The sequence below is a fragment of the Pseudomonas phytophila genome (assembly GCF_025643095.1).
In the GTDB taxonomy this organism is placed as follows: Bacteria; Pseudomonadota; Gammaproteobacteria; order Pseudomonadales; family Pseudomonadaceae; genus Aquipseudomonas; species Aquipseudomonas quasicaspiana.
Genome location: NZ_CP081201.1, coordinates 643,113 through 664,404, shown reverse-complemented (window position 1 = coordinate 664,404; position 21,292 = coordinate 643,113). Strand labels below are relative to the sequence as shown.

Below are 21,292 nucleotides of genomic sequence, written 5' to 3'. Positions count from 1 at the left end.
CATCCGCAAAAAAAGTGCGGGCATTTTCTCAGACGTGGACGCAAAAGGCACGGCCAGAGCCGTGCCTTTTATCTATCGGGTCGATTTGTCGCGGCCGTGGAACCGGCTTCGCCCGGGATACTTCACTCCTGAACTCGCTAAACCCGGCCCTGAGCAGATAGTCTTAGAACATTCAACCAATCAATGGCTAGGCAAGAGCTTATCGAATTCAAGTACCCCCGGTTGCCCCGGGACTTTGACCACCTGACCGCTTTCATCGAGTACCACGCGCTCGATCACTTGCAAGCGCCACGGCCCTCTGCCCTTGCCACCCGGAATACCGGTTAAATCAAACGTGGAAATATACCTGCCCGTTCCCTTCTCCTCATAACCATGAAATTTGCCGCCGCCTCTCTCGATGTATTTTTCGGTGACTTTTTCTACCGATTGCCTCAAAGCGTCCTGAATATGCGGATCCGCTTTTTTAAAAGGCTTGGAGTTTTCGAATCCGGCTACATCCAGGGTGTAGCGCTTAGGCGCTCCACTCGCAACAGAGGATCCTGGCGTCGGCTCTTTTGCAGCCTTGCGTCCGCCGCCCAAAAGTCCGACCTTTGCGTGCGTCCAGACACCGCCTTCGAAACTGATCGGCGCTTGGTAGTAAGCATCCGGACGGCGGGGATCAATCAACCGCCACGTCGCATAATCACGGTCGTAGCGAACCGGGTAGGTTTTACCGGCATCCTTAACATAAAAACGCGAGAGGCCTGCGCTACGACCGGTTTCGTAGACGCCGTTAAAGACGCCGTCGGTCCTCATCTGCAGGCTGTCTGGCGCTTTCTTTAGCGCAGCTTTGGGATTGAAAGTGGAACCACCGAGGCCCACTGCCTTGGGCGAGCGTCCTCCAGCACCAAGGAAAAGACCCATCAGCAAGATTGCAGCCTGGTTAAAATACAAAACAGCCTCTCGCTCTCCTTTGACGGTGCTTACCACGCCTCGAATAATCGAATAAACCACCTGCAACGCAGTCACGGGCAGAGCGATGTAGAAAGGCGCAAACATCAGTGCGATATCGCCAACAAAAATAGCGGTGTCCCAAGCGTCCTGCCAATTCCTCTCCCACGTAGTATTGGTTTGCTCGTTGACTGACGAGATGACATGCGCGACGCGTGCCTCGTAGGCAGCTTCGTAGAAATTGCGGCGCAGTGGCACTGAATCCAGCTTGAAATTGCGTGCATCTACGGTCAGCGACTTCCTGACTTGCGCCTGCCATGGCGAGGGCGCATGACTTATCAAATACTCCAGGAAAGCCGTGTTGCGAAAAATTTCCTTGCGCAGCTCCAGCCCGTCTTCAAACAAACGAAAGCATCTCCCGTCTGGTGCCTGCGGTATATACAGAACGACTGAAGGCACCGCCTCGCGTGAAACAGGAGCAATCAACAACAGCCCATCCAGCGTCACTCCGCTGACCTTCATGCGTTGAGCCGTAATCTGATGCCCCTCTACTTTCGCCCGATCAACGCCCTCGACCGGGCTATCAAGTAGCGCCATAACCCACTGGTAAGCACGATCACTGCGGCCTGCTGACAGTTCATCTTCAGCAAACTCCCCTGACATACTTGCTTCCAGGGCATTCAAGCGCATCTGCGCCTGCATGACTTGTACATAGCGCTCTTTACGCCATATCCCTTCCGCAGACGTCAACAAGCGTGTGGTCAGGAATTTTACGTAGTTTTCGCCCACATCCAGATCACGAACAAGGTCGTACAGGTAGTCGAACGAAAGAGCCGGGATAGGTTCTTCCAGATGATTCCGGGCGCTAATAGTTGCACTCGACAAAGCATCGAGAAATCCGAAATTCTTCAGACTTAACTCTGTGAGGCTGCACAGTTCTTTCCGGTCTTTCGGTTCAGTAATCACCGGCTCATCGACGATGACGATGCCTTCCACTTCCGGAATCAGGGTTTCGATCACTACATCATCAGGCTCCAGCTCCAGCCCATGATCAATTTTTAACCGCTCGTGCAAAGCGGCACGGGCATACATGCGCAGTTGCGCTGGATCGCCATAGGCCAGGACATCAGGCAAACCTGGGGCTTGCGCCTCGACTAACGCCTGAATGTATCCATGGGCGGCCTCTTCCCAGGCAGCTTTATCGGCGGTAGAAGCCTGAATGAACCACGCGGGCCGCTCCAATCCCTCTGAAGGGAACCAGCCTCCGTTTTCATCAATGGCGAGCTTGGCGACGGCACTTCGCAAAGCTGTTACATCGTCTTCGGACCTCAAACCCAGAACATTGCGTTCGTAATCCTGCAGTTGATAACTGATGGCCAGGTAGAAACTGTCGGTGTTGTTCCCTGCACGACTGAAACGCACCCCGTCCTCGTCGCCGCGCCCATAAATCCCTTCGCCAAAACTCACCAGGGCGAGGTGATGACTGTCTCGCTCGGCCGATGGGTGACCTTCGTCGTATGTCGTGACACGCATATCGCGACCCAGCCGGGTTTTCAGCAAATGCTCGGTCAAGGTGCGGGCCAAAGCATCGGTCTGCGCGTCAAAAACCCGAGTATGGAGCAGCCCGTCGATGGCTCGGTCGTGGGCCCATTCAGCTCGCGAATCTTGCAGCGCTACGAAGAAGGGCTGAGGCAGCCCACCGTTATTTACAAGCTCAGCCTCCTCGCGTTCAGTGAGTGCCTGGGTACGCAAAAGATCATCCAGACGATCAACAGGCAGATGCGGGTTTAGCTCACTTAGGGATAGTAAGACCGGGGAGCCGTCTTGCAGCGCAGCTGTCGAGAATGGAAGGTAACGGTTCGATTCGGAAGTTGCTGACATTGATTTTGATACATGGTCATCCGCCATCAAGGCGTCGAACAACCAGCCACGCTCCAACCGCACCCACACCGAAACCTGGGCCCGCAGCATGACGATTCGGCCCGGCACCGTCTTATCCTCACCCCAGTCACCGATCTCGGTTGTTGCAGGGAGTTGGCTGAACATCACCCAAAACAACGACTCGGTGAGGTAGGTCTGGCTGCTACCCGGCGCAGAGTAAGTACCATCATCACGCTGTACGAAGGTGATCGCTTGCTCCACAACGCTCCAATCGTTGCCTTTCAGGTAGGAGCCCAGCGAACCACCTTTGTTATCTACAACGACGATGCCCATGTTTACAGGCCATTGAGGCAGCCAGGTCAAAATGGAAAACAGCAGACCATCGCCACCCTCGGGAAAGTAATTATCTGCAGTGAATTGTTCGGCAAACTGATCAAGCATTCGATCAGCACGCTGGCGTGCAACGTGTTCACGAATTGAGCTAATGCTTGGGTTGAATATCCTCGTCGCTTCGGAACCTGAAAGCGCGGCAGAGGCAGGCAGGGTTGTATCTCGAAACATGGCTATTTCCTTATAGCAACATGTATGAAAAGGGAATCTGTACGAAAGCGTTCCCGTTAAGTCAGGCAAAGATCCTAGCCCGCCCTTAGAGCAGAAATACCTCGGGGAAATAAACAGCAAAGCAGTCGGCGAGCCAGCATCTGATGGCGCGGACTGGATAGAGGAGGAGGATGAAGCTGGAGGGGGTATTAGCGCAGGGGTTTGGTTCGGAGTGACTTCGGCCGAAGGCGCGGTGCCGATTTGTTGCAGGGTTTGAAGCGGCAGCAAGAGCAAGCTCATCAATCAACATGCAAACTGCTGGATTGAAATGCATTTTCTGTAGGAGCTGCCGAAGGCTGCGAAGCGTTTATCCTGACACACCGCGATCGCAGCCTTCGGCAGCTCCTACAGACGATCACCGAGCCTGTGGGAGTAGAGCTTGCTCGCGATGAAAGCACCGCAAGTATCGAGTAGATAGCGTCCAGCTTTATCGCGAGCAAGCTCGGCTCCCACAGGTTACGTGGGAGCCGCGCCGCTACATCAAACGCCCAGGTAGTCCAGAATCCCTTCGGCCGCATTACGACCTTCGAAGATTGCGGTCACCACCAGATCAGAACCGCGCACCATGTCGCCACCGGCGAAGATTTTCGGGTTGCTGGTCTGGTGTTTGTACTGCGCCTGTTCCGGGGCGATAACACGGCCCTGGCTGTCGGTCTGAATAGTGAACTGCTCAAACCACGGTGCCGGGCTTGGGCGGAAGCCGAACGCGATGACCACGGCATCAGCCGGGATAATCTCTTCCGAGCCGGGAATGGGCTCAGGGCTGCGACGGCCACGGGCATCAGGCTCGCCAAGACGGGTCTCGACCACCTTCACACCTTCAACCTTGTCTTCGCCAACAATGGCGATCGGCTGACGGTTGTAGAGGAATTTCACGCCTTCTTCCTTGGCGTTCTTCACTTCCTTGCGAGAACCCGGCATGTTTTCTTCGTCGCGACGATAAGCGCAGGTCACCGACTTGGCACCCTGACGGATCGAAGTACGGTTGCAATCCATGGCAGTGTCACCACCGCCGAGGACGACAATCCTCTTGCCCTTCATGTCGACGAAATCTTCCGGCGACTTTTCAAAGCCCAGATTGCGATTGACGTTGGCGATCAGGAAATCCAGCGCATCGTGCACACCCGGCAAGTCCTCACCGGCGAAGCCACCTTTCATGTAGGTGTAGGTGCCCATGCCCATGAACACGGCATCGTATTCTTCGAGCAACTGCTCCATGGTCACGTCCTTGCCGACTTCGGTATTGAGACGGAACTCGATACCCATGCCGGTGAAGACTTCACGACGATGGCTCAGTACGGTTTTTTCCAGTTTGAACTCGGGGATGCCAAAGGTCAGCAAACCGCCGATTTCAGGGTTCTTGTCGAACACCACCGGGGTCACGCCGCCACGTACCAATACGTCGGCACAGCCCAGGCCGGCAGGGCCTGCACCAACAATCGCTACGCGCTTGCCGGTGGGCACAACCTTGGACATGTCCGGACGCCAGCCCATGGCGAACGCGGTATCAGTGATGTACTTCTCGACCGAACCGATGGTCACAGCGCCAAAACCGTCGTTCAGGGTGCAGGCACCTTCGCACAGACGATCTTGCGGACACACACGGCCGCAGACTTCCGGCAGGGTGTTGGTCTGGTGGGACAGTTCGGCGGCGGCCAGGATATTGCCTTCGGCAACCAGCTTCAGCCAGTTGGGGATGAAGTTGTGTACCGGGCATTTCCATTCGCAGTACGGGTTACCGCAACCCAGGCAACGGTGAGCCTGATCGGCAGACTGTTGGGGTTTGAAAGGTTCGTAGATTTCCACGAACTCTTTCTTGCGCTGACGCAGCAGCTTCTTCTTCGGATCTTTACGCCCGACATCGATGAACTGGAAGTCGTTACTTAGACGTTCGGCCATTCTCTTGAACCTCTACATGGCAGCTTCAGGCGACAAACCTGAAGCTGCCAGAATCATATTCGCAGGCAACTCGCGCACTGCTGTTAACTTGCGGCTTGAAGCTCGCCGCTTGTGGCTGCAGTTATTGCGGATTCGCGCGGGTGCTGGAGAGCAACGACTTCAACGAAGCAGCCTTCGGCTTGACCATCCAGAAGCGGCGCAGGTAATCGTCCAGGTTTTCCCAGACGTTACGGCCCCACTCGCTGTCGGTTTCCTCGACATACTCGGCCAGTACACGCTCCAGATGGCTGCGATAAGCTTCCATCGACTCGCCGCTGATGCGTTGAATCTCAACCAGCTCATGGTTAACCCGGTCAACGAAGCTGTTGTCCAGGTCGAGCACGTAGGCGAAACCACCGGTCATACCTGAACCGAAGTTGTAGCCGGTCTTGCCCAGTACGCAGACGAAGCCGCCGGTCATGTATTCGCAGCAGTGGTCCCCCGTGCCTTCCACGATGGTGTGAGCACCGGAGTTACGCACCGCGAAACGCTCGCCTGCAGTACCGGCCGCGAACAGCTTGCCACCGGTTGCGCCGTACAGACAGGTGTTGCCGATAATAGCGCTTTCCTGGGTTTTGAACGGGCTGCCTTTTGGCGGAACGATGACCAGCTTGCCAGCGGTCATGCCTTTACCGACGTAGTCGTTGGCGTCGCCTTCCAGATACATGTTCAAACCACCGGCGTTCCACACGCCGAAGCTTTGACCAGCCGTCCCTTTGAAGCGGAAGGTGATCGGTGCCTTGTTCATGCCCTGGTTGCCGTGCAGCTTGGCGATTTCGCCGGAAATCCGCGCGCCGATGGAGCGGTCGCAGTTGCAGATGTCCAGTTCATATTCGCCACCGCTCAGGCTTTCGATGGCCGGCTTGGCCATTTCAACCATGCGCTCGGCCAGCAAGCCTTTGTCGAACGGAGGGTTGCGATCCACAAGACTGAACTGAGGCTTGTCAGCCGGGATGTGGTCGCTACCCAGCAGCGGCGTCAGGTCCAGGTGCTGTTGCTTGGCGGTTTCGCCCGGCAGGATGTCGAGTAAATCGGTACGGCCGATCAGCTCTTCCAGCGAGCGGACGCCCAGCTTGGACAGCCACTCACGGGTCTCTTCAGCCACGTAGGTGAAGAAGTTGATCACCATGTCGACGGTGCCGATGTAGTGGTCTTTGCGCAGCTTCTCGTTCTGAGTGGCAACGCCGGTGGCGCAGTTGTTCAGGTGGCAGATACGCAGGTATTTGCAGCCCAGCGCGATCATTGGCGCCGTACCGAAACCGAAGCTTTCAGCACCGAGAATTGCAGCCTTGATCACGTCCAGACCGGTTTTCAGACCACCGTCAGTCTGTACCCGAACCTTGCCGCGCAGGTCGTTGCCGCGCAGGGTCTGGTGAGTTTCGGCCAGGCCGAGTTCCCACGGAGCGCCTGCGTATTTGATCGACGACAGCGGCGATGCACCGGTGCCGCCGTCATAGCCGGAAATAGTGATCAGGTCGGCGTAAGCCTTGGCCACACCGGCAGCAATCGTACCGACGCCTGCCTCGGCAACCAGTTTCACCGAAACCAGCGCCGCCGGATTGACCTGCTTGAGGTCGAAAATCAGCTGCGACAAGTCTTCGATGGAATAGATGTCGTGGTGCGGCGGTGGCGAAATCAGGGTCACGCCCGGCACTGCATAACGCAGTTTGGCGATCAGACCGTTCACCTTGCCGCCCGGCAGTTGCCCGCCCTCACCCGGCTTGGCGCCCTGGGCAACCTTGATCTGCAACACGTCGGCGTTGACCAGGTACTCAGGGGTTACGCCGAAACGGCCAGTGGCGATCTGTTTGATTTTCGAGCTGCGGATGGTGCCGTAGCGCGCAGGATCTTCGCCGCCCTCACCGGAGTTGGAGCGTGCGCCCAGACGGTTCATGGCCTCGGCCAGCGCTTCATGAGCTTCCGGCGACAGTGCGCCCAGAGAGATCCCGGCCGAGTCAAAGCGCTTGAGGATTTCCGCCAGCGGTTCGACTTCGTCGATGGACATCGGAGTGTCGAGGGTCTTGACCTGGAACAGGTCGCGAATCATCGATACCGGACGCTTGTCCACCAGCGAGGTGTATTCCTTGAACTTGCTGTAGTCGCCCTGCTGTACAGCGGCCTGCAGCATGCTGACCACGTCCGGGTTGTAGGCGTGGTATTCGCCGCCGAACACGAACTTGAGCAGGCCACCTTGCTGGATCGGCTTGCGTGGGCTCCAGGCTTCGTTGGAGAGCAGCTTCTGCTCGGCTTCGATATCGACGAAGCGCGCACCCTTGATGCGGCTTGGTACGCCACGGAAGCTCAGTTCGCAGACCGCTTCGGACAGGCCGATGGCTTCGAACAACTGCGCACCACGGTACGAAGCAATGGTCGAGATGCCCATCTTCGACAGGATCTTGAGCAAACCTTTAGTGATGCCTTTACGGTAGTTCTTGAACACCTCATAGAGGTCGCCCAGCACTTCACCGGTGCGGATCAGGTCGCCCAGCACTTCATAAGCGAGGAACGGGTAAACAGCCGAAGCACCAAAGCCGATCAACACCGCAAAGTGATGCGGATCGCGGGCGGTAGCAGTTTCAACCAGGATGTTGCTGTCGCAACGCAGGCCTTTTTCGGTCAGGCGGTGGTGCACTGCACCGACAGCCAAGGATGCGTGAGCGGGCAATTTGCCTGGGGCGATATGGCGGTCAGTCAGGACGATCTGGGTACGACCGGCACGCACGGCTTCTTCAGCCTGATCAGCGATGTTACGCACAGCCGCTTCAAGGCCGATGCTCTCGTCGTAGTTCAGGTCGATGATCTGCCGCTCAAAGCCCGGACGCTCAAGAGTCATCAGCGAGCGCCATTTGGCCGGGGAAATGACCGGCGAGCTGAGGATCACGCGTGAAGCATGCTCAGGCGACTCCTGGAAAATGTTGCGCTCGGCACCGAGGCAGATTTCCAGCGACATGACGATCGCTTCACGCAGCGGGTCGATCGGCGGGTTGGTGACCTGCGCGAACTGCTGACGGAAGTAATCGTAAGGCGAACGCACACGCTGCGACAGAATCGCCATCGGCGTGTCGTCGCCCATGGAGCCGACCGCTTCCTGGCCCTGCTCACCGAGCGGGCGCAATACCTGATCACGCTCTTCGAAGGTGACCTGATACATCTTCATGTATTGCTTGAGCTGGTCGGCATTGTAGAAAGCCGAACCATGGTCGTTGTCTTCGATGGTCGCCTGGATACGCAGGGCGTTCTTGCGCAGCCACTGCTTGTACGGATGACGCGACTTCAAGCGGTTGTCGATGGCATCGGTGTCGAGGATCTGGCCGGTTTCAGTGTCCACGGCAAAGATCTGACCCGGCCCGACACGGCCCTTGGCGATGACGTCTTCCGGCTTGTAGTCCCACACGCCGATTTCCGACGCGAGGGTGATGTAGCCATTCTTGGTGGTGACCCAGCGCGCCGGACGCAGACCGTTACGGTCAAGCAGGCAAACCGCGTGGCGACCTTCGGTCATTACCACGCCAGCAGGACCATCCCAAGGCTCCATGTGCATGGAGTTGTACTCATAGAACGCCCGCAGATCGGGGTCCATGGTTTCAACGTTCTGCCACGCAGGCGGAATGATCATGCGCACGCCACGGAACAGGTCGATGCCGCCCGTGACCATCAGCTCCAGCATGTTGTCCATGCTCGAAGAGTCGGAACCCACGCGGTTGACCAGCGGGCCCAGCTCGTCCAGGTCCGGAATCAGTTCGTTGGCGAACTTGGTGCGACGGGCCTGCGCCCAGTTGCGGTTACCGGTAATGGTGTTGATCTCGCCGTTGTGGGCGAGGAAGCGGAACGGCTGTGCCAACGGCCATTTCGGCAGGGTGTTGGTCGAGAAGCGCTGGTGGAACACGCAGATCGCGGTTTGCAGGCGCTCGTCGCTCAGGTCCGGGAAAAATGCCGTCAGATCGCGCGGCATCATCAGACCTTTATAGATGATGGTCTTGTGAGAAAAGCTGCAGATGTAGTGATCGGTGTCTTCAGCGTTGGCGACCGACGAACGGCGACGTGCGCTGAACAGCTTGATCGCGAATTCCTGATCGCTCAGGCCTTCACCACCGATGAACACTTGCTCGATTTTCGGCAGACGCTCCAACGCCAGACGACCCAGCACGCTGGTGTCGATGGGTACCTGGCGCCAGCCAACAAGGGTCAGGCCAGCAGCTAGGATTTCGCGATTCATGTTCTCGCGGGCGGCGTCAGCTCTAGCGTCGTCCTGATTGAGGAACACCATGCCCACGGCATATTGGCGCGGCAGCTCATTATCAAAGTGTTCTTTGGCAATGGCGCGCAGGAACGCGTCCGGTTTTTGAATCAACAGCCCGCAACCGTCACCGGTCTTGCCGTCGGCGTTGATCCCACCACGGTGGGTCATGCAGGTCAGGGCTTGGATAGCCGTCTGCAACAGGTGATGACTGGGTTCGCCCTGCATGTGGGCAATCAGGCCGAAACCACAGTTATCCTTGAATTCATCTGGATGGTACAGACCTGCTTTCATAGACACTTTCTCACCAGGCTGCCTCTAAAAGAGACAAATTTCTTTTCAATTCAACCAGTTACCTCTCGCGCTGAACGTACGCCAGCTTAGCGGGAGCAAAAGGGAGGTCATTGTACACAGCGACACAAAGCCTCACAAATTTAACGACGAACAGTCGTAAATTCGTGTCGCATTTATGAACGTTTATAGCTGGATGCTGTGCTAGTCAAAAGCTTTTTTAGCGTTCTGACCAAAACACCCTGTTTTCCAAAAGCGTCCGGGACGCAGACACCACAAGGCGCGCGGTCAATCAGACTGCACGCTTGCGGATCAAAACAGGGATGCTGGGTGAGCGGCCCGGATAAGGCCGCTGCGACTTCAGCGAGCTGCGCCGAGTTCCTGTTGGATACTGGCGACAGTACGAGGCCAAGGTTTACCAGCCTGAACCTTCGCTGGCAATACCTTGATAGCTGCAAGGGCAGCTGCGCGGTCAGAGAAGTTGCCGTAAGTGATCACATACAGCGGCTTGCCCTGAAGCGTTTTCTTGAAATAACGGTACTCGCCGCCTTGCTCGGCAACGAACGCCTGAGCAGTGCTCTCGGAGCTGGTACCGAGGATCTGCACCACATAACGACCCGGCGCCTGACTGCCATACCAGCTGCTGCCAGCTGCAGATTTCCCGGCCGCGGCCGGTGCAGTCTTGGCCGTTGCGACCTGCGTTGGAGCCTGAGCAGGTGCTGCTGGCTTCGGAGCGGTCGCAGCAGGTGCAGTTGGCTTCGGAGCAGTAGCGGCCGCTGGCGGCGCAATGGACGAACGAGGTGTCGACGGTGCCGAACCGGCCGGCACACCAGCAGGCGGCGCGGTGGTGGTCACGGTAGGCGGCTGATCAACAGACCCGACCGGAACGCCATCATCGTCGCCATCACTCGCGCCCGCCGCTTCGGCCAGAGGGCCGCGCATGACGGGCTGAGAGTTACCCACCAACGGCAACGGCATCGGCTGCGAATTACCCGCGAACTCGATAGCCGGGCCACCGTTGTTGGACTGCTGGGCGCTTGGCGTGCCCTGTCCCAGAGGCAGTTGCGCCTGCGAGTTGGCAGGCTGCGTCGCTGGGGCACCTGAATTGCCGCCACGGCCCGGGATCAGCACTGCTGCCAATACCCCGACTGCAACCACAGCACCCAGTGCCATTACATATTTCTTCGGCATTTTGAATCCCACACTTGGGCGTTTGACCGCCGAACGGCTGGCGATCATCGCCTCGATCATTGAGTCCCGGGCAACCTGATTGATAGCGCCAGGCCATCCACCGGAATGCTCGTGAATATCGGTTATCTGCTCGGCCGTGAACAATTCGATGCCTTGTCCGGCACCTTCCAGTCGTTGCTCCAGATATTCCCGTGTTTCATCTTCCGTGTAAGGTGCCAGCTCGATGACGTGATAGCGCTCGCCCTCGGTTTGCGCTTCGGCACACAGCTGATCGAGTCGATCGATCAGTGAAGCTTCACCGAACAGAAACACATGTGGACGGCCTTCAGGACTTCCATCGGCCAGACCGAGCAGTGCTTCGAGTGCGGATTCGCCAAGTTGTTCGGCATCGTCCACCAACAAATAGACTTCCTGGCCGGTCAGCGCCAATTGCACGACCTGCGCGAGGATGGCGCGCATCTCTGGCTGGGCGACATTCAGCGCCTGGGCAACCTGACGCAGCAGACCGGAAGCATCTGCAGCACCCCGGGCCGAAACCACCACGCTCTGGACCGATTGCTTGTTGGTACTGGCAACCAACGCCTGACGCAACAAGGTTTTGCCGCTGCCAACCGGGCCGGTCACGACCAGCAATAGCTGGCTGTAACGGGCCAAATGATGCAATTGTCCCAATACCGGCTTGCGCTGGGCAGGGAAGAATTTGAAGCCAGGTACCCGCGCTGCGAACGGGTCATGACTCAACTGGTAATGGCCGAGGAAGGCCTCGTCGGCGTGCAAGCTACTCGTCATGGAATTTCATTAACCTCTGAGCTGATCCACGAGGGCGCGGTAATCCGCCGCCAGCGTGGCCTGTAAAACTTCTTTTGGATATTCGTCGGTGATCACGGCTTCGCCCATACGGCGCAACAGGACCAGACGCAGACGACCATCCAGAACTTTTTTGTCGACAGCCATGTGCTCAAGGAAATGCTCCGGGGTCATTTCCTGCGGCGGCACCACCGGCAGACCGGCGCGCTGAAGCAGGCGAATGCCGCGGTCGCGCTCCTGTTCGCTGATCCAGCCCAGACGAGAGGACATTTCCAGCGCCATCACAGTGCCTGCGCCGACAGCCTCGCCATGCAGCCAGACACCGTACCCCATGTGGGTTTCGATGGCATGCCCGAACGTGTGCCCCAGGTTCAGCGTAGCGCGCACCCCGGTTTCGCGCTCATCAGCGCCAACGATCAAGGCCTTGGCGGCACAGGAGCGTTCGATGGCGACGGTCAGGGCGGCCTGATCCAGGCCACGCAACTGATCAACGTTTTCTTCAAGCCAGGTCAGGAACGGCTCATCGCAGATGAGACCGTACTTGATGACTTCGGCAAGGCCCGCCGACAATTCCCGCTCCGGCAGCGTATTGAGGCTGGCGGTGTCGATCAGCACGACGCTTGGCTGGTAAAACGCACCGACCATGTTCTTGCCCAGCGGGTGGTTGATCCCGGTCTTGCCGCCCACCGAAGAGTCAACCTGAGACAGCAGGGTCGTGGGAATCTGAATGAAGTTCACGCCGCGTTGATAGCAAGCGGCGGCAAAACCGGCCATATCGCCGATCACACCGCCGCCAAGGGCAATCACCGTGGTACGCCGATCATGACGGGCACCCAGCAGGCCATCGAAAATGCTTTGCAGGGTTTCCCAGCTCTTGAAAGCTTCGCCGTCCGGAAGGATGACAGGCAGGACGTTGTAGCCGGCCAGGGTGCGGGTCAGTCGCTCAAGGTAAAGAGGCGCGACGGTGGTATTGGAAACAATCGCCACTTGCCGCCCAACGATATGCGGAGCGAGTAAATCCAAACGATCCAGCAAGCCTTCGCCGATATGAATCGGGTAGCTGCGCTCGCCAAGCTCGACCTTAAGTGTCTGCATGTGTCCCCACGTTGATTACCGGATACGTCGCGCTGAGTGCTTTTGGCACTCACGCAATAGGTGGCTCAAGGCTACGCCTCGTCCTGTTTTTTATTGGTCGCAGAGGATAGCGCATTTCTGCCCAGGCTTTAACGGGGAGGAAGCTCCGCCAGGCGCGCAAGAATATCAAGAACCACCATTCGTGGCGGCCGCTCATCGGTTTCAACCACCAGATCAGCGATCTCCCGATAAAGCGGGTCACGCATTTCGAGCAGATCGCTCAAAACCTTTGCCGGATCAGCGGTGCGCAACAGCGGGCGGTTACGGTCGCGGGCAGTACGCCCGACTTGCTGCTCTACCGAGGCATGCAGATACACCACGCGCCCACCCTGGTGCAGGGCCTGGCGATTTTCGCTACGCATGACGGCACCGCCGCCGGTCGCGAGGACGATCCCGTCGACACTGCATAGCTCGGCAATCATCGCCTGCTCGCGGTCACGGAATCCGGGCTCACCTTCTTTATCAAAGATCCACGGGATATTGGCACCCGTGCGCAGCTCAATTTCCTTGTCGGAATCCTTGAACGGCAGGCGCAGCTCTTTGGCCAGCAAACGGCCGATGGTGCTTTTACCAGCCCCCATCGGCCCTACAAGTATTAAATTTCGCACAGAATCAACGACTCACAGCAATCGCCTGGTTGTTCATGATACGCGGAGTGAGGAACACCAGCAGCTCGGATTTCGCTTCCGAGACCACATCGCGCCGGAAAAGGCGGCCAACATACGGCACATCGCCGAGAAATGGCACCTTATCGACAGTTTTAGTTTGCGTATTCGAGAACACACCACCGATTACGATGGTTTCTCCATCGGCGACCAGCACCTTTGCGTTGACTTCGTTTTTACGAATAGGGGGAACGCCTTGCACCATGTTCAGGTAGTCGGGCTCATCCTTGGTGACCTTGACCTCCATGATGATGCGGTTGTCCGGCGTGATCTGCGGCGTCACTTCCAGTGAGAGCGAGGCCTCTTTGAAAGACACTGTCGTGGCACCACTGGAGCTGGATTCCTGATAAGGAATCTCGGTGCCTTTCAGAATCTTCGCGGTTTCCTTGTCGGAAGTGACCACCTTGGGCTGGGAGACGATTTCACCGTTGCCGGTTCTTTCCATTGCGCTGAGCTCGAGATCGAGTAAAGCGTTATTGGTCATGAAAGCGATACCAATGCCGGAGGTTGCATTGGCTGCGCCCAGATCGACGAATGGCACATTGGAAGTCAGCGCATCGCCCGTGTTACCGGCTTCGTCCCCATTATCATCCAGACCATAACCACTCCATTTGTGGTTGTTATTACGGTTGGTGTCGCCTGCCCAGCGGACCCCGAGCGCCTTGTCGTAACCGACATTGGCCTCGACGATTCGCGCCTCGATCATCACCTGACGCACGGGAATATCCAGCTGGGAGACGATGCGGCGCAGCTCGTCCAGACGGTCCTGAGTCTGGTAGGCAATGATGTTGTTGGTTCGGTCATCCACGGTAATCGAGCCGCGCTCATCGACTTTCGACTCGGCGCTGGTCACTGACTGGAACAGTTTGGCGATGTCCGCAGCCTTGGCGTAGTTGACCTGCAACAGTTCACGACGCAGCGGTGCCAGCTCGGCAATCTGCTTGAGAGACTCCAGCTCCTGACGCTCGCGGGCCGCAATTTCGTCGGCGGGTGCGACCAGCAAAACGTTGCCGATCTTGCGTTTGTCCAGACCTTTGGTTTTCAGCACCAGATCCAGCGCCTGATCCCACGGCACGTTCTGCAGGCGCAAGGTAATGCCGCCCTGAACCGTGTCACTGGCGACCAGGTTGAGACTGGTGAAGTCTGCGATCAATTGCAGCACCGAGCGCACATCGATGTCCTGGAAGTTGAGCGACAGTTTTTCACCGGTGTAAACCAGCTTCTCTGCGTTGCGGCGGTCCAGGTCTTCGTTGGTCAACGGACGCACGCTGATGGTCAGCTTGCTTTCGGTCTGATAGGCGGAGTAATCGAAAGGCCCGGATGGCTCGATGGTGATGCTTGCCTTGTCGCCGGTCGCAGTGGCGTTAACGAACTGCACCGGCGTCGCGAAGTCCTTGACATCCAGTCGTACCCGCAGCTTTTCAGGCAATTGGGTTTTGGCGAAGTCGACGCGAATCTTGCCGCCCTGCTCCTGAATATCAGGAGCAACACTGGAGTCCGTCAGATCAATGATCACATTGCCTTCGCCCAACTCGCCCCGCTGGAAATCGACATTGCGGATCGCTTTGCCTGTTGGCGCATAAGCCTTGGGTCTTGCGGGAGCAGAAGGTGGCACGGCAACACGAGCCGCGCCCTGCGCAGTACTGGGTTGCGATGCCTGCGCCGCCGTAGCGCCCTGACCGATCACGATAAACAGATTATTGCCATCAACCCGTGAGCTGTAAGGCGCAAGTGTGGTCATGTTGACAATGACCCGCGTGCGATCATTGGCCTGAACCACGACTACACTGCGGGCATTGCCACTGCCCAGCTCACGACTTTTGGTCGCCAGCTGACTGGTCACGCCGGGCAAATCGAGTGCGATACGCGCTGGCTGTTCAGTGGTATAGCCTCTGGGGGCAGGGACCGGCGCATCAAAAGTCAGCTTGAGCTCGATCCTGTCACCGGGCAGCGCCGCAACATCCAGCGTCTTGAGAGTGGCGGCCTGGAGCATCGGCGAAATCATCGCAATCCATAGCGATACACCGATAGCCGAAAGAATCCTGGTCATGATCATTTTCCGTCCTGCGAACCCGAGAGTGCTTTGCATGCTTGGCTGTGCTCGTTTCATGAGCGTTCTTTCAGGGAAATGCTGCGCGGCCTTTCCAGCCATGCCCCCTCTCCGTCAGGAACTATTTCTACGACATCAACGCGAGATTCATCGACCGAGACAATCCGGCCGTTATTGCGGCCCAGGTAATCACCGACTTTCACCCGGTATACGCCACCCGCCCCCTTGAGCAAGGCAAAGGTCCCGGTTTCATTACCCATGGTGCCGACCATCTCGAACGTCTCGATATTGAACCCTTCCAGAAACTGCCTTGGCCGTGTTTCATCCGGAGCCACCAGTCTTGACCCTTTGAGACGGTTAACCAGATCGACCTTGATCGGCGGCTGAAACGGGCTGCGCAGATTCGCAGCGTTATACGTGAAAGCCTCATAAGGACGAAACCTTGGCAGAGGCTCGATGGTGCCCGTTGGTCGGGCACGCGCCTCATCCATAAAACTGGTCAGGTCGGCGAACGACGAATCCTCGTTGCAACCGGCCAGACTGATCAACGCCACACTGGCGCACAACAATCGCGCCAGCCTCATTTATTCAGTCCTTCATCGTTGTAGCGATAGGTCTTGGCAAGAATATTCATTCGCAGCCTGGACGGATTTGAAGCTTCCACAGGCTTAATCTCGAAATCATGCAGGGTGACGATCCGCGGCAGGCTGGCGACACCACTGACGAAGGTGGCCAGATCGTGATACCCGCCCACTACGGTGATCTGGATCGGCAACTCGATGTAAAACTGCTGAGCCGCTTCCGGTAGCAGCTTGATCTCTTCGAACTCCAGCCCACTGCCCAACCCTGTGCGCGTGATGTCTTCCAGCAAGCCAGGTACTTCGGTATCGCTGGGCAACTGCCGCAACAATGCGCCGAAGGTGTTTTCCATCTCGGTCATCTGCACCTTGTAGGGCTGCAGGTTTGCGGCCTGGAACGCCTTGTTGGTGAACTGCTCTTTGAGCGTGCTTTCATTGGCGCGTGCGCCATCAAGCTGACTCTCAAGATCCTGGATATAGAAGAAGTAACCCAGCGCCAGCACAAGCACCATCAACAGGATGCCGGTCACGAACTTGACCGCAGCGGGCCATGAGCCAAGGTTGTTGATGTCCAGATCGCCAAGGTCAATCCGGCGCAGACTTTCCAGCGTCTCGGAAAGATTCATGGCTTGACTCCATCAATGGCCGGCTGTGTCTGGCGCACTGTTAACTGAAACACGTTGGCCTGATCCAGCGCGCCGGCGGTTGTTGCCTTCACTTCGGTCAGACTCGGTGCTTCAAACCAGTCGGAAGCCTCGAGATTACGCATCAAGTCCGACACGCGATTGTTCGATTCTGCCGCGCCCGTGACGCTCACCAGTTTGTCGACCATCTTCACGTTCGAGAAATACACGCCGTCCGGCAGGGTACGCGCCATCTGGTCAAACACCCGGCCAATGATCGGGCGATTGCCCTGCAGGTCCTGGATGATTTTCATCCGTTCCAGCAATTGCTTGCGGCGGGCTCGCAGATCGCTGATCTCTTTAATACGCTCATCGAGCTGCACGATTTCCTTCTGGATGAACGCATTGCGCGCCGCCTGATGAGTAATCGCACTGCTCAGATATTGATCAACCATGAACAATACGCCGACCGAAGCTACAAATACGCCAGCCAAGGCCATCAGAAATCTTTTCTTGCGCTCTTCGCGCAACTGTTCACGCCAGGGGAGAAGGTTGATCCGTGCCATCAGTCAAAGCTCCTCAGGGCCAGACCGCACGCGATCATCAAAGCAGGAGCATCGCTGGCCAGGGCGCCAGCATTGACCTTGGCGCTCAAGGCCATGTCTGCAAACGGGTTGGCCACCAGAGTGGGTGTGCCGACGCGCTGTTGAATCAGGTTGTCCAGCCCGGAAACCGATGCGGTACCACCGGCCAGCATGATGTAGTCCACGGCGTTGTATTGTCCTGCGGCGAAGAAGAATTGCAGCGACCGGGCAACTTGCTGCACCACGGCGTCCTTGAATGGCTGCAGCACTTCGATCAAGTAATCATCGGGCAGACCGCCCTGCTTCTTGGCAAGCCCGGCTTCTTCCATCGAAAGGCCATAGCGACGCCGGATTTCCTCGGTCAGCTGACGCCCACCGAACAGCTGTTCACGGGTATAGATAATGCGTCCGTTGTGCAGCACGCTCAGGGTGGTCATGGTCGCGCCGATGTCGACGATGGCAACGGTCAGTTTGTCGTGACCGTTGCCCAGTTGCGTCGACAACAACCCATAGGCACGCTCCAGTGCGTAGGCCTCGACATCGACGACCCGTGCATTGAGCCCCGCAAGGGCCAGGGCGGCTTCGCGTACTTCAACATTTTCTTTACGGCAGGCGGCCAGCAGGACTTCAACGCGCTCGGGGTTGCGCACCGAATAGCCCTGAACCTCAAAATCGATCGCGACTTCTTCCAGTGGATAGGGAATGTACTGATCAGCCTCGATTTTCAGCTGGTTTTCCATGTCGTCATCCGACAGGCCAGCGTCCATCTCGATGGTCTTGGTAATCACCGCCGAACCGGCCACGGCGACCGCCACAGATTTGACGCTTGTACGCGCCTTGGCCAATACGCGCGCCAATGCATTTCCGACGCCTTCGAGCTCGGCAATGTTCTTCTCGATCACCGCGTTCGCCGGGAGCGGCTCCACCGCGTAGGACTCGACTTTGTAACGTGTGCCGGAACGACTCAATTCAAGGAGTTTCACCGATGTAGAGCTAATATCGATCCCTAGAAGGGTGTTGGCCTTCTTACCGAAGAGTTCGAACACAACCTGTTCCCTATGAGTTTCCGTCACTTACGGATAATTTGTTGTCCAACGCCGCCGCCAGCAATCCTGACAGTAGCGCAAATAACGCTCGGAGACGAAAAATGCTTATAATGCCCAGCGCTTTTTTCGTATAACCAAGCTTCAAGGCGTGTCTATTTGTTAGTGCCTGCGCTTAACTCATTCTTTTTATTCTGGAAATCAAAAAGCCTTGATACGCCTGCTGAAGTTTTTCTGGTGGTCTCTCGTCGCCGTATTCTGTGCGCTGTTGCTCGGCCTCAGCGGTGCCTTTCTTTATCTGAGCCCTAACCTGCCGTCTGTAGAAGCCTTGCGCAGCATCCAGCTGCAAATCCCCCTGCGCGTCTACAGCAGCGACGGCAAGTTGATTGCGGAGTTTGGCGAGATGCGCCGTACCCCGATCCGCTTCGCCGACATCCCGCCGAATTTCATCAACGCCTTGCTCTCGGCCGAAGATGACAATTTCGCCAACCACTACGGCGTCGACCCTGGCAGCCTGATGCGTGCGGCGTCGCAACTTGTCAAAAGCGGCCACATCCAGTCGGGCGGCAGCACCATCACCATGCAGGTGGCAAAGAACTATTTTCTGACGAGTGAGCGCAGTTTTTCGCGTAAAACCACCGAGATCCTTCTTGCACTGCAAATTGAGCGCCAACTGACCAAAGACGAAATTCTCGAGCTGTACGTCAACAAGATCTATCTGGGCAACAGGGCCTACGGCATCGAAGCAGCGGCGCAGGTTTATTACGGCAAATCGATCCGCGACGTAAGCCTTGCGCAGATGGCCATGATTGCCGGCCTGCCGAAAGCACCTTCACGCTTCAACCCTCTGGCAAACCCGACGCGCGCCAAAGAGCGTCGCGACTGGATCCTGGGGCGCATGTTCAAGCTGGGCAAGATCGACCAGAGCGCCTATCAGGCTGCGCTAAGCGAGCCACTCAACGCCAGCTACCACGTACCGACACCTGAAGTTAACGCACCTTATATTGCAGAAATGGCGCGGGCCGAAATGGTCGGCCGTTATGGCAGCGACGCCTATACAGAAGGCTTCCGTGTAACCACGACAGTCCCAAGCGACCTTCAGGAACACGCCAATACGGCGGTTCAGGAAGGCCTGATCGAATACGACCAGCGGCACGGCTATCGCGGCCCTGAAAGCCGCTTCCCGGGCATGACCCGCGAAGGCTGGGCGCAAGAGCTGACCAAGCAACGCACCATCAGCGGCCTTGAGCCTGCAATCGTCACCCAGGTCGACAAGACTGGCGTTCGCGTCCTGACCCGTAATGGTGAGAAGGAAGAAACTGTCGAATGGGCGAGCATGAAATGGGCGCGCCCTTATCTGAACACCAACAGCCTGGGCGCAAATCCCAAGGGACCTGCTGATGTCGCGCATGTAGGCGATCTGGTTCGCCTGCAGCGTCAGGAAAATGGCTCTCTCAAGTTCAGCCAGATACCGGCGGCGCAAAGTGCACTGGTATCACTTGACCCACAAAATGGTGCAATTCGTGCGCTGGTCGGTGGTTTCGCCTTCGAGCAGAGCAACTACAACCGCGCCCTCCAAGCCAAGCGTCAACCGGGCTCGAGCTTCAAGCCATTCCTGTACAGCGCCGCGCTGGACAACGGCTACACCGCGTCAAGTCTGGTAAACGATGCGCCGATCGTGTTTGTTGACGAGTATCTGGACAAGGTCTGGCGTCCGAAGAACGACACCAATACCTTCCTTGGCCCGATACGCCTGCGTGAAGCGCTGTACAAGTCGCGCAACCTTGTTTCGATTCGTCTGCTGCAACAACTGGGCATCGATACGTCAATCGACTACATCACGCGCTTTGGCTTCAACAAGAGTGATCTGCCGCGCAACCTGTCGCTGGCACTGGGCACAGCCACTCTGACACCGATGGAAATCGTCACCGGTTGGTCAGCGTTCGCCAACGGTGGCTACAAGATCAACTCATACCTGATCCAGAACATCGAGAGCCGCGATGGCGTGACCTTGTTTGAGGCCAACCCGCCAAGCGTTCCAGCGGTCGACCACCAGCCAGCGCCACATGCCAACACGGTAGCGGTGCCCAATGGACCTGCGCTGATCACCTCATCCAGTGAAGGCCCTGCACAGCCTGCTGCGCCGGTTGATCCTCAGGCACCCGCCGTTGCACCGCGCATTGTGGACAGCCGGACCACGTACATCCTCAACAGCATGCTGCAGGACGTGATCAAACGCGGTACCGGCCGCCGCGCCTTGGCGATGAACCGTCCGGATATCGCAGGCAAGACCGGTACGACCAACGAATCCAAGGATGCGTGGTTCACCGGTTACAACGCCGATTACGTGACCACGGTCTGGACGGGCTTTGACCAACCAGAAAGCCTGGGCCGTCATGAATTTGGCGGTACCGTCGCTCTGCCGATCTGGATGAACTACATGAGCGCCGCGCTCAAGGACAAGCCGCCGCATCAGCAGGCCGAGCCGGATGGCATCCTGAGCCTGAGGGTTGATCCGATCAGCGGCCGTGCAGCAACTCCGAGCACGCCTAACGCGTTCTTCGAGCTGTTCAAAAGCGAAGATACGCCGCCAAGCGTCAACGAACTGGGCGGCCAGGCACCGGGCAGTCCGTTGCCTGCGGATGAGTCGGCGCCGATCGATTTGTTCTAGGCAAGCAGCTACAAGCTTCAAGCCGCGAGCTACAAGAAAAAGCAGTGGAGAAACGGAATGCTGCGTTGT

At 57.5% G+C, this 21,292-nt stretch carries 12 protein-coding genes; 1 reads left to right on the top strand and 11 read right to left on the bottom strand.

The annotated features are described in order from the left end of the window. Positions 1–180: 180 nt before the first annotated feature. From K3169_RS02920 to K3169_RS02870, 11 genes are all read right to left on the bottom strand, one after another. Entirely contained in the window at positions 181–3,651 is a 3,471-nt protein-coding gene (locus K3169_RS02920) for a dermonecrotic toxin domain-containing protein (RefSeq protein WP_263269883.1), read from the bottom strand. A gap of 240 nt (positions 3,652–3,891) precedes the next feature. Further along, complete coding sequence (locus K3169_RS02915) at positions 3,892–5,310, bottom strand: FAD-dependent oxidoreductase (RefSeq protein WP_027901976.1); 1,419 nt, start codon at positions 5,308–5,310, stop codon at positions 3,892–3,894. A gap of 121 nt (positions 5,311–5,431) precedes the next feature. Then, positions 5,432–9,880, bottom strand: coding sequence for a glutamate synthase large subunit (gene gltB, locus K3169_RS02910; protein WP_122707494.1), 4,449 nt, complete (start codon positions 9,878–9,880; stop codon positions 5,432–5,434). 357 nt (positions 9,881–10,237) lie between these two features. Then, positions 10,238–11,857: an AAA family ATPase gene (locus K3169_RS02905; protein WP_263269882.1), complete on the bottom strand. Its 1,620-nt coding sequence runs from the start codon at positions 11,855–11,857 to the stop codon at positions 10,238–10,240. 9 nt (positions 11,858–11,866) lie between these two features. Further along, entirely contained in the window at positions 11,867–12,970 is a 1,104-nt protein-coding gene (gene aroB, locus K3169_RS02900) for a 3-dehydroquinate synthase (RefSeq protein ID WP_263269881.1), read from the bottom strand. Positions 12,971–13,098: 128 nt separating this feature from the next. Then, complete coding sequence (gene aroK, locus K3169_RS02895; RefSeq protein ID WP_027901980.1) at positions 13,099–13,617, bottom strand: shikimate kinase AroK; 519 nt, start codon at positions 13,615–13,617, stop codon at positions 13,099–13,101. A gap of 4 nt (positions 13,618–13,621) precedes the next feature. Beyond that, entirely contained in the window at positions 13,622–15,724 is a 2,103-nt protein-coding gene (pilQ, locus tag K3169_RS02890; RefSeq protein WP_255877728.1) for a type IV pilus secretin PilQ, read from the bottom strand. Between the two features lie 56 nt (positions 15,725–15,780). Next, entirely contained in the window at positions 15,781–16,308 is a 528-nt protein-coding gene (gene pilP, locus K3169_RS02885; protein ID WP_099268005.1) for a type 4a pilus biogenesis lipoprotein PilP, read from the bottom strand. Then, entirely contained in the window at positions 16,305–16,928 is a 624-nt protein-coding gene (gene pilO, locus K3169_RS02880; RefSeq protein WP_122394928.1) for a type 4a pilus biogenesis protein PilO, read from the bottom strand. The genes pilP and pilO overlap by 4 nt, the downstream gene beginning before the upstream one ends. Continuing rightward, the gene (locus tag K3169_RS02875) at positions 16,925–17,491 is read right to left on the bottom strand and encodes a PilN domain-containing protein (RefSeq protein ID WP_027901984.1); all 567 of its coding nucleotides are present in this window, start codon (positions 17,489–17,491) and stop codon (positions 16,925–16,927) included. Before K3169_RS02875 ends, pilO begins: the two co-directional genes overlap by 4 nt. Next, entirely contained in the window at positions 17,491–18,555 is a 1,065-nt protein-coding gene (locus tag K3169_RS02870; RefSeq protein ID WP_231675814.1) for a pilus assembly protein PilM, read from the bottom strand. Before K3169_RS02870 ends, K3169_RS02875 begins: the two co-directional genes overlap by 1 nt. A 208-nt stretch (positions 18,556–18,763) precedes the next feature. On the opposite strand from K3169_RS02870, the gene K3169_RS02865 reads away from it, so the two are divergent. Continuing rightward, entirely contained in the window at positions 18,764–21,223 is a 2,460-nt protein-coding gene (locus tag K3169_RS02865; protein ID WP_099268002.1) for a penicillin-binding protein 1A, read from the top strand. Positions 21,224–21,292: the final 69 nt, after the last annotated feature.

Coding starts and splice junctions, on each gene's coding strand:
- K3169_RS02920 (WP_263269883.1), bottom strand. CDS start 3,651: ATGAGCTTGCTCTTGCTGCCGCTTCAAACCCTGCAACAAATCGGCACC.
- gltB (WP_122707494.1), bottom strand. CDS start 9,880: ATGAAAGCAGGTCTGTACCATCCAGATGAATTCAAGGATAACTGTGGT.
- pilP (WP_099268005.1), bottom strand. CDS start 16,308: ATGAGGCTGGCGCGATTGTTGTGCGCCAGTGTGGCGTTGATCAGTCTG.
- K3169_RS02915 (WP_027901976.1), bottom strand. CDS start 5,310: ATGGCCGAACGTCTAAGTAACGACTTCCAGTTCATCGATGTCGGGCGT.
- aroB (WP_263269881.1), bottom strand. CDS start 12,970: ATGCAGACACTTAAGGTCGAGCTTGGCGAGCGCAGCTACCCGATTCAT.
- K3169_RS02875 (WP_027901984.1), bottom strand. CDS start 17,491: ATGGCACGGATCAACCTTCTCCCCTGGCGTGAACAGTTGCGCGAAGAG.
- pilO (WP_122394928.1), bottom strand. CDS start 16,928: ATGAATCTTTCCGAGACGCTGGAAAGTCTGCGCCGGATTGACCTTGGC.
- pilQ (WP_255877728.1), bottom strand. CDS start 15,724: ATGACCAGGATTCTTTCGGCTATCGGTGTATCGCTATGGATTGCGATG.
- K3169_RS02905 (WP_263269882.1), bottom strand. CDS start 11,857: ATGACGAGTAGCTTGCACGCCGACGAGGCCTTCCTCGGCCATTACCAG.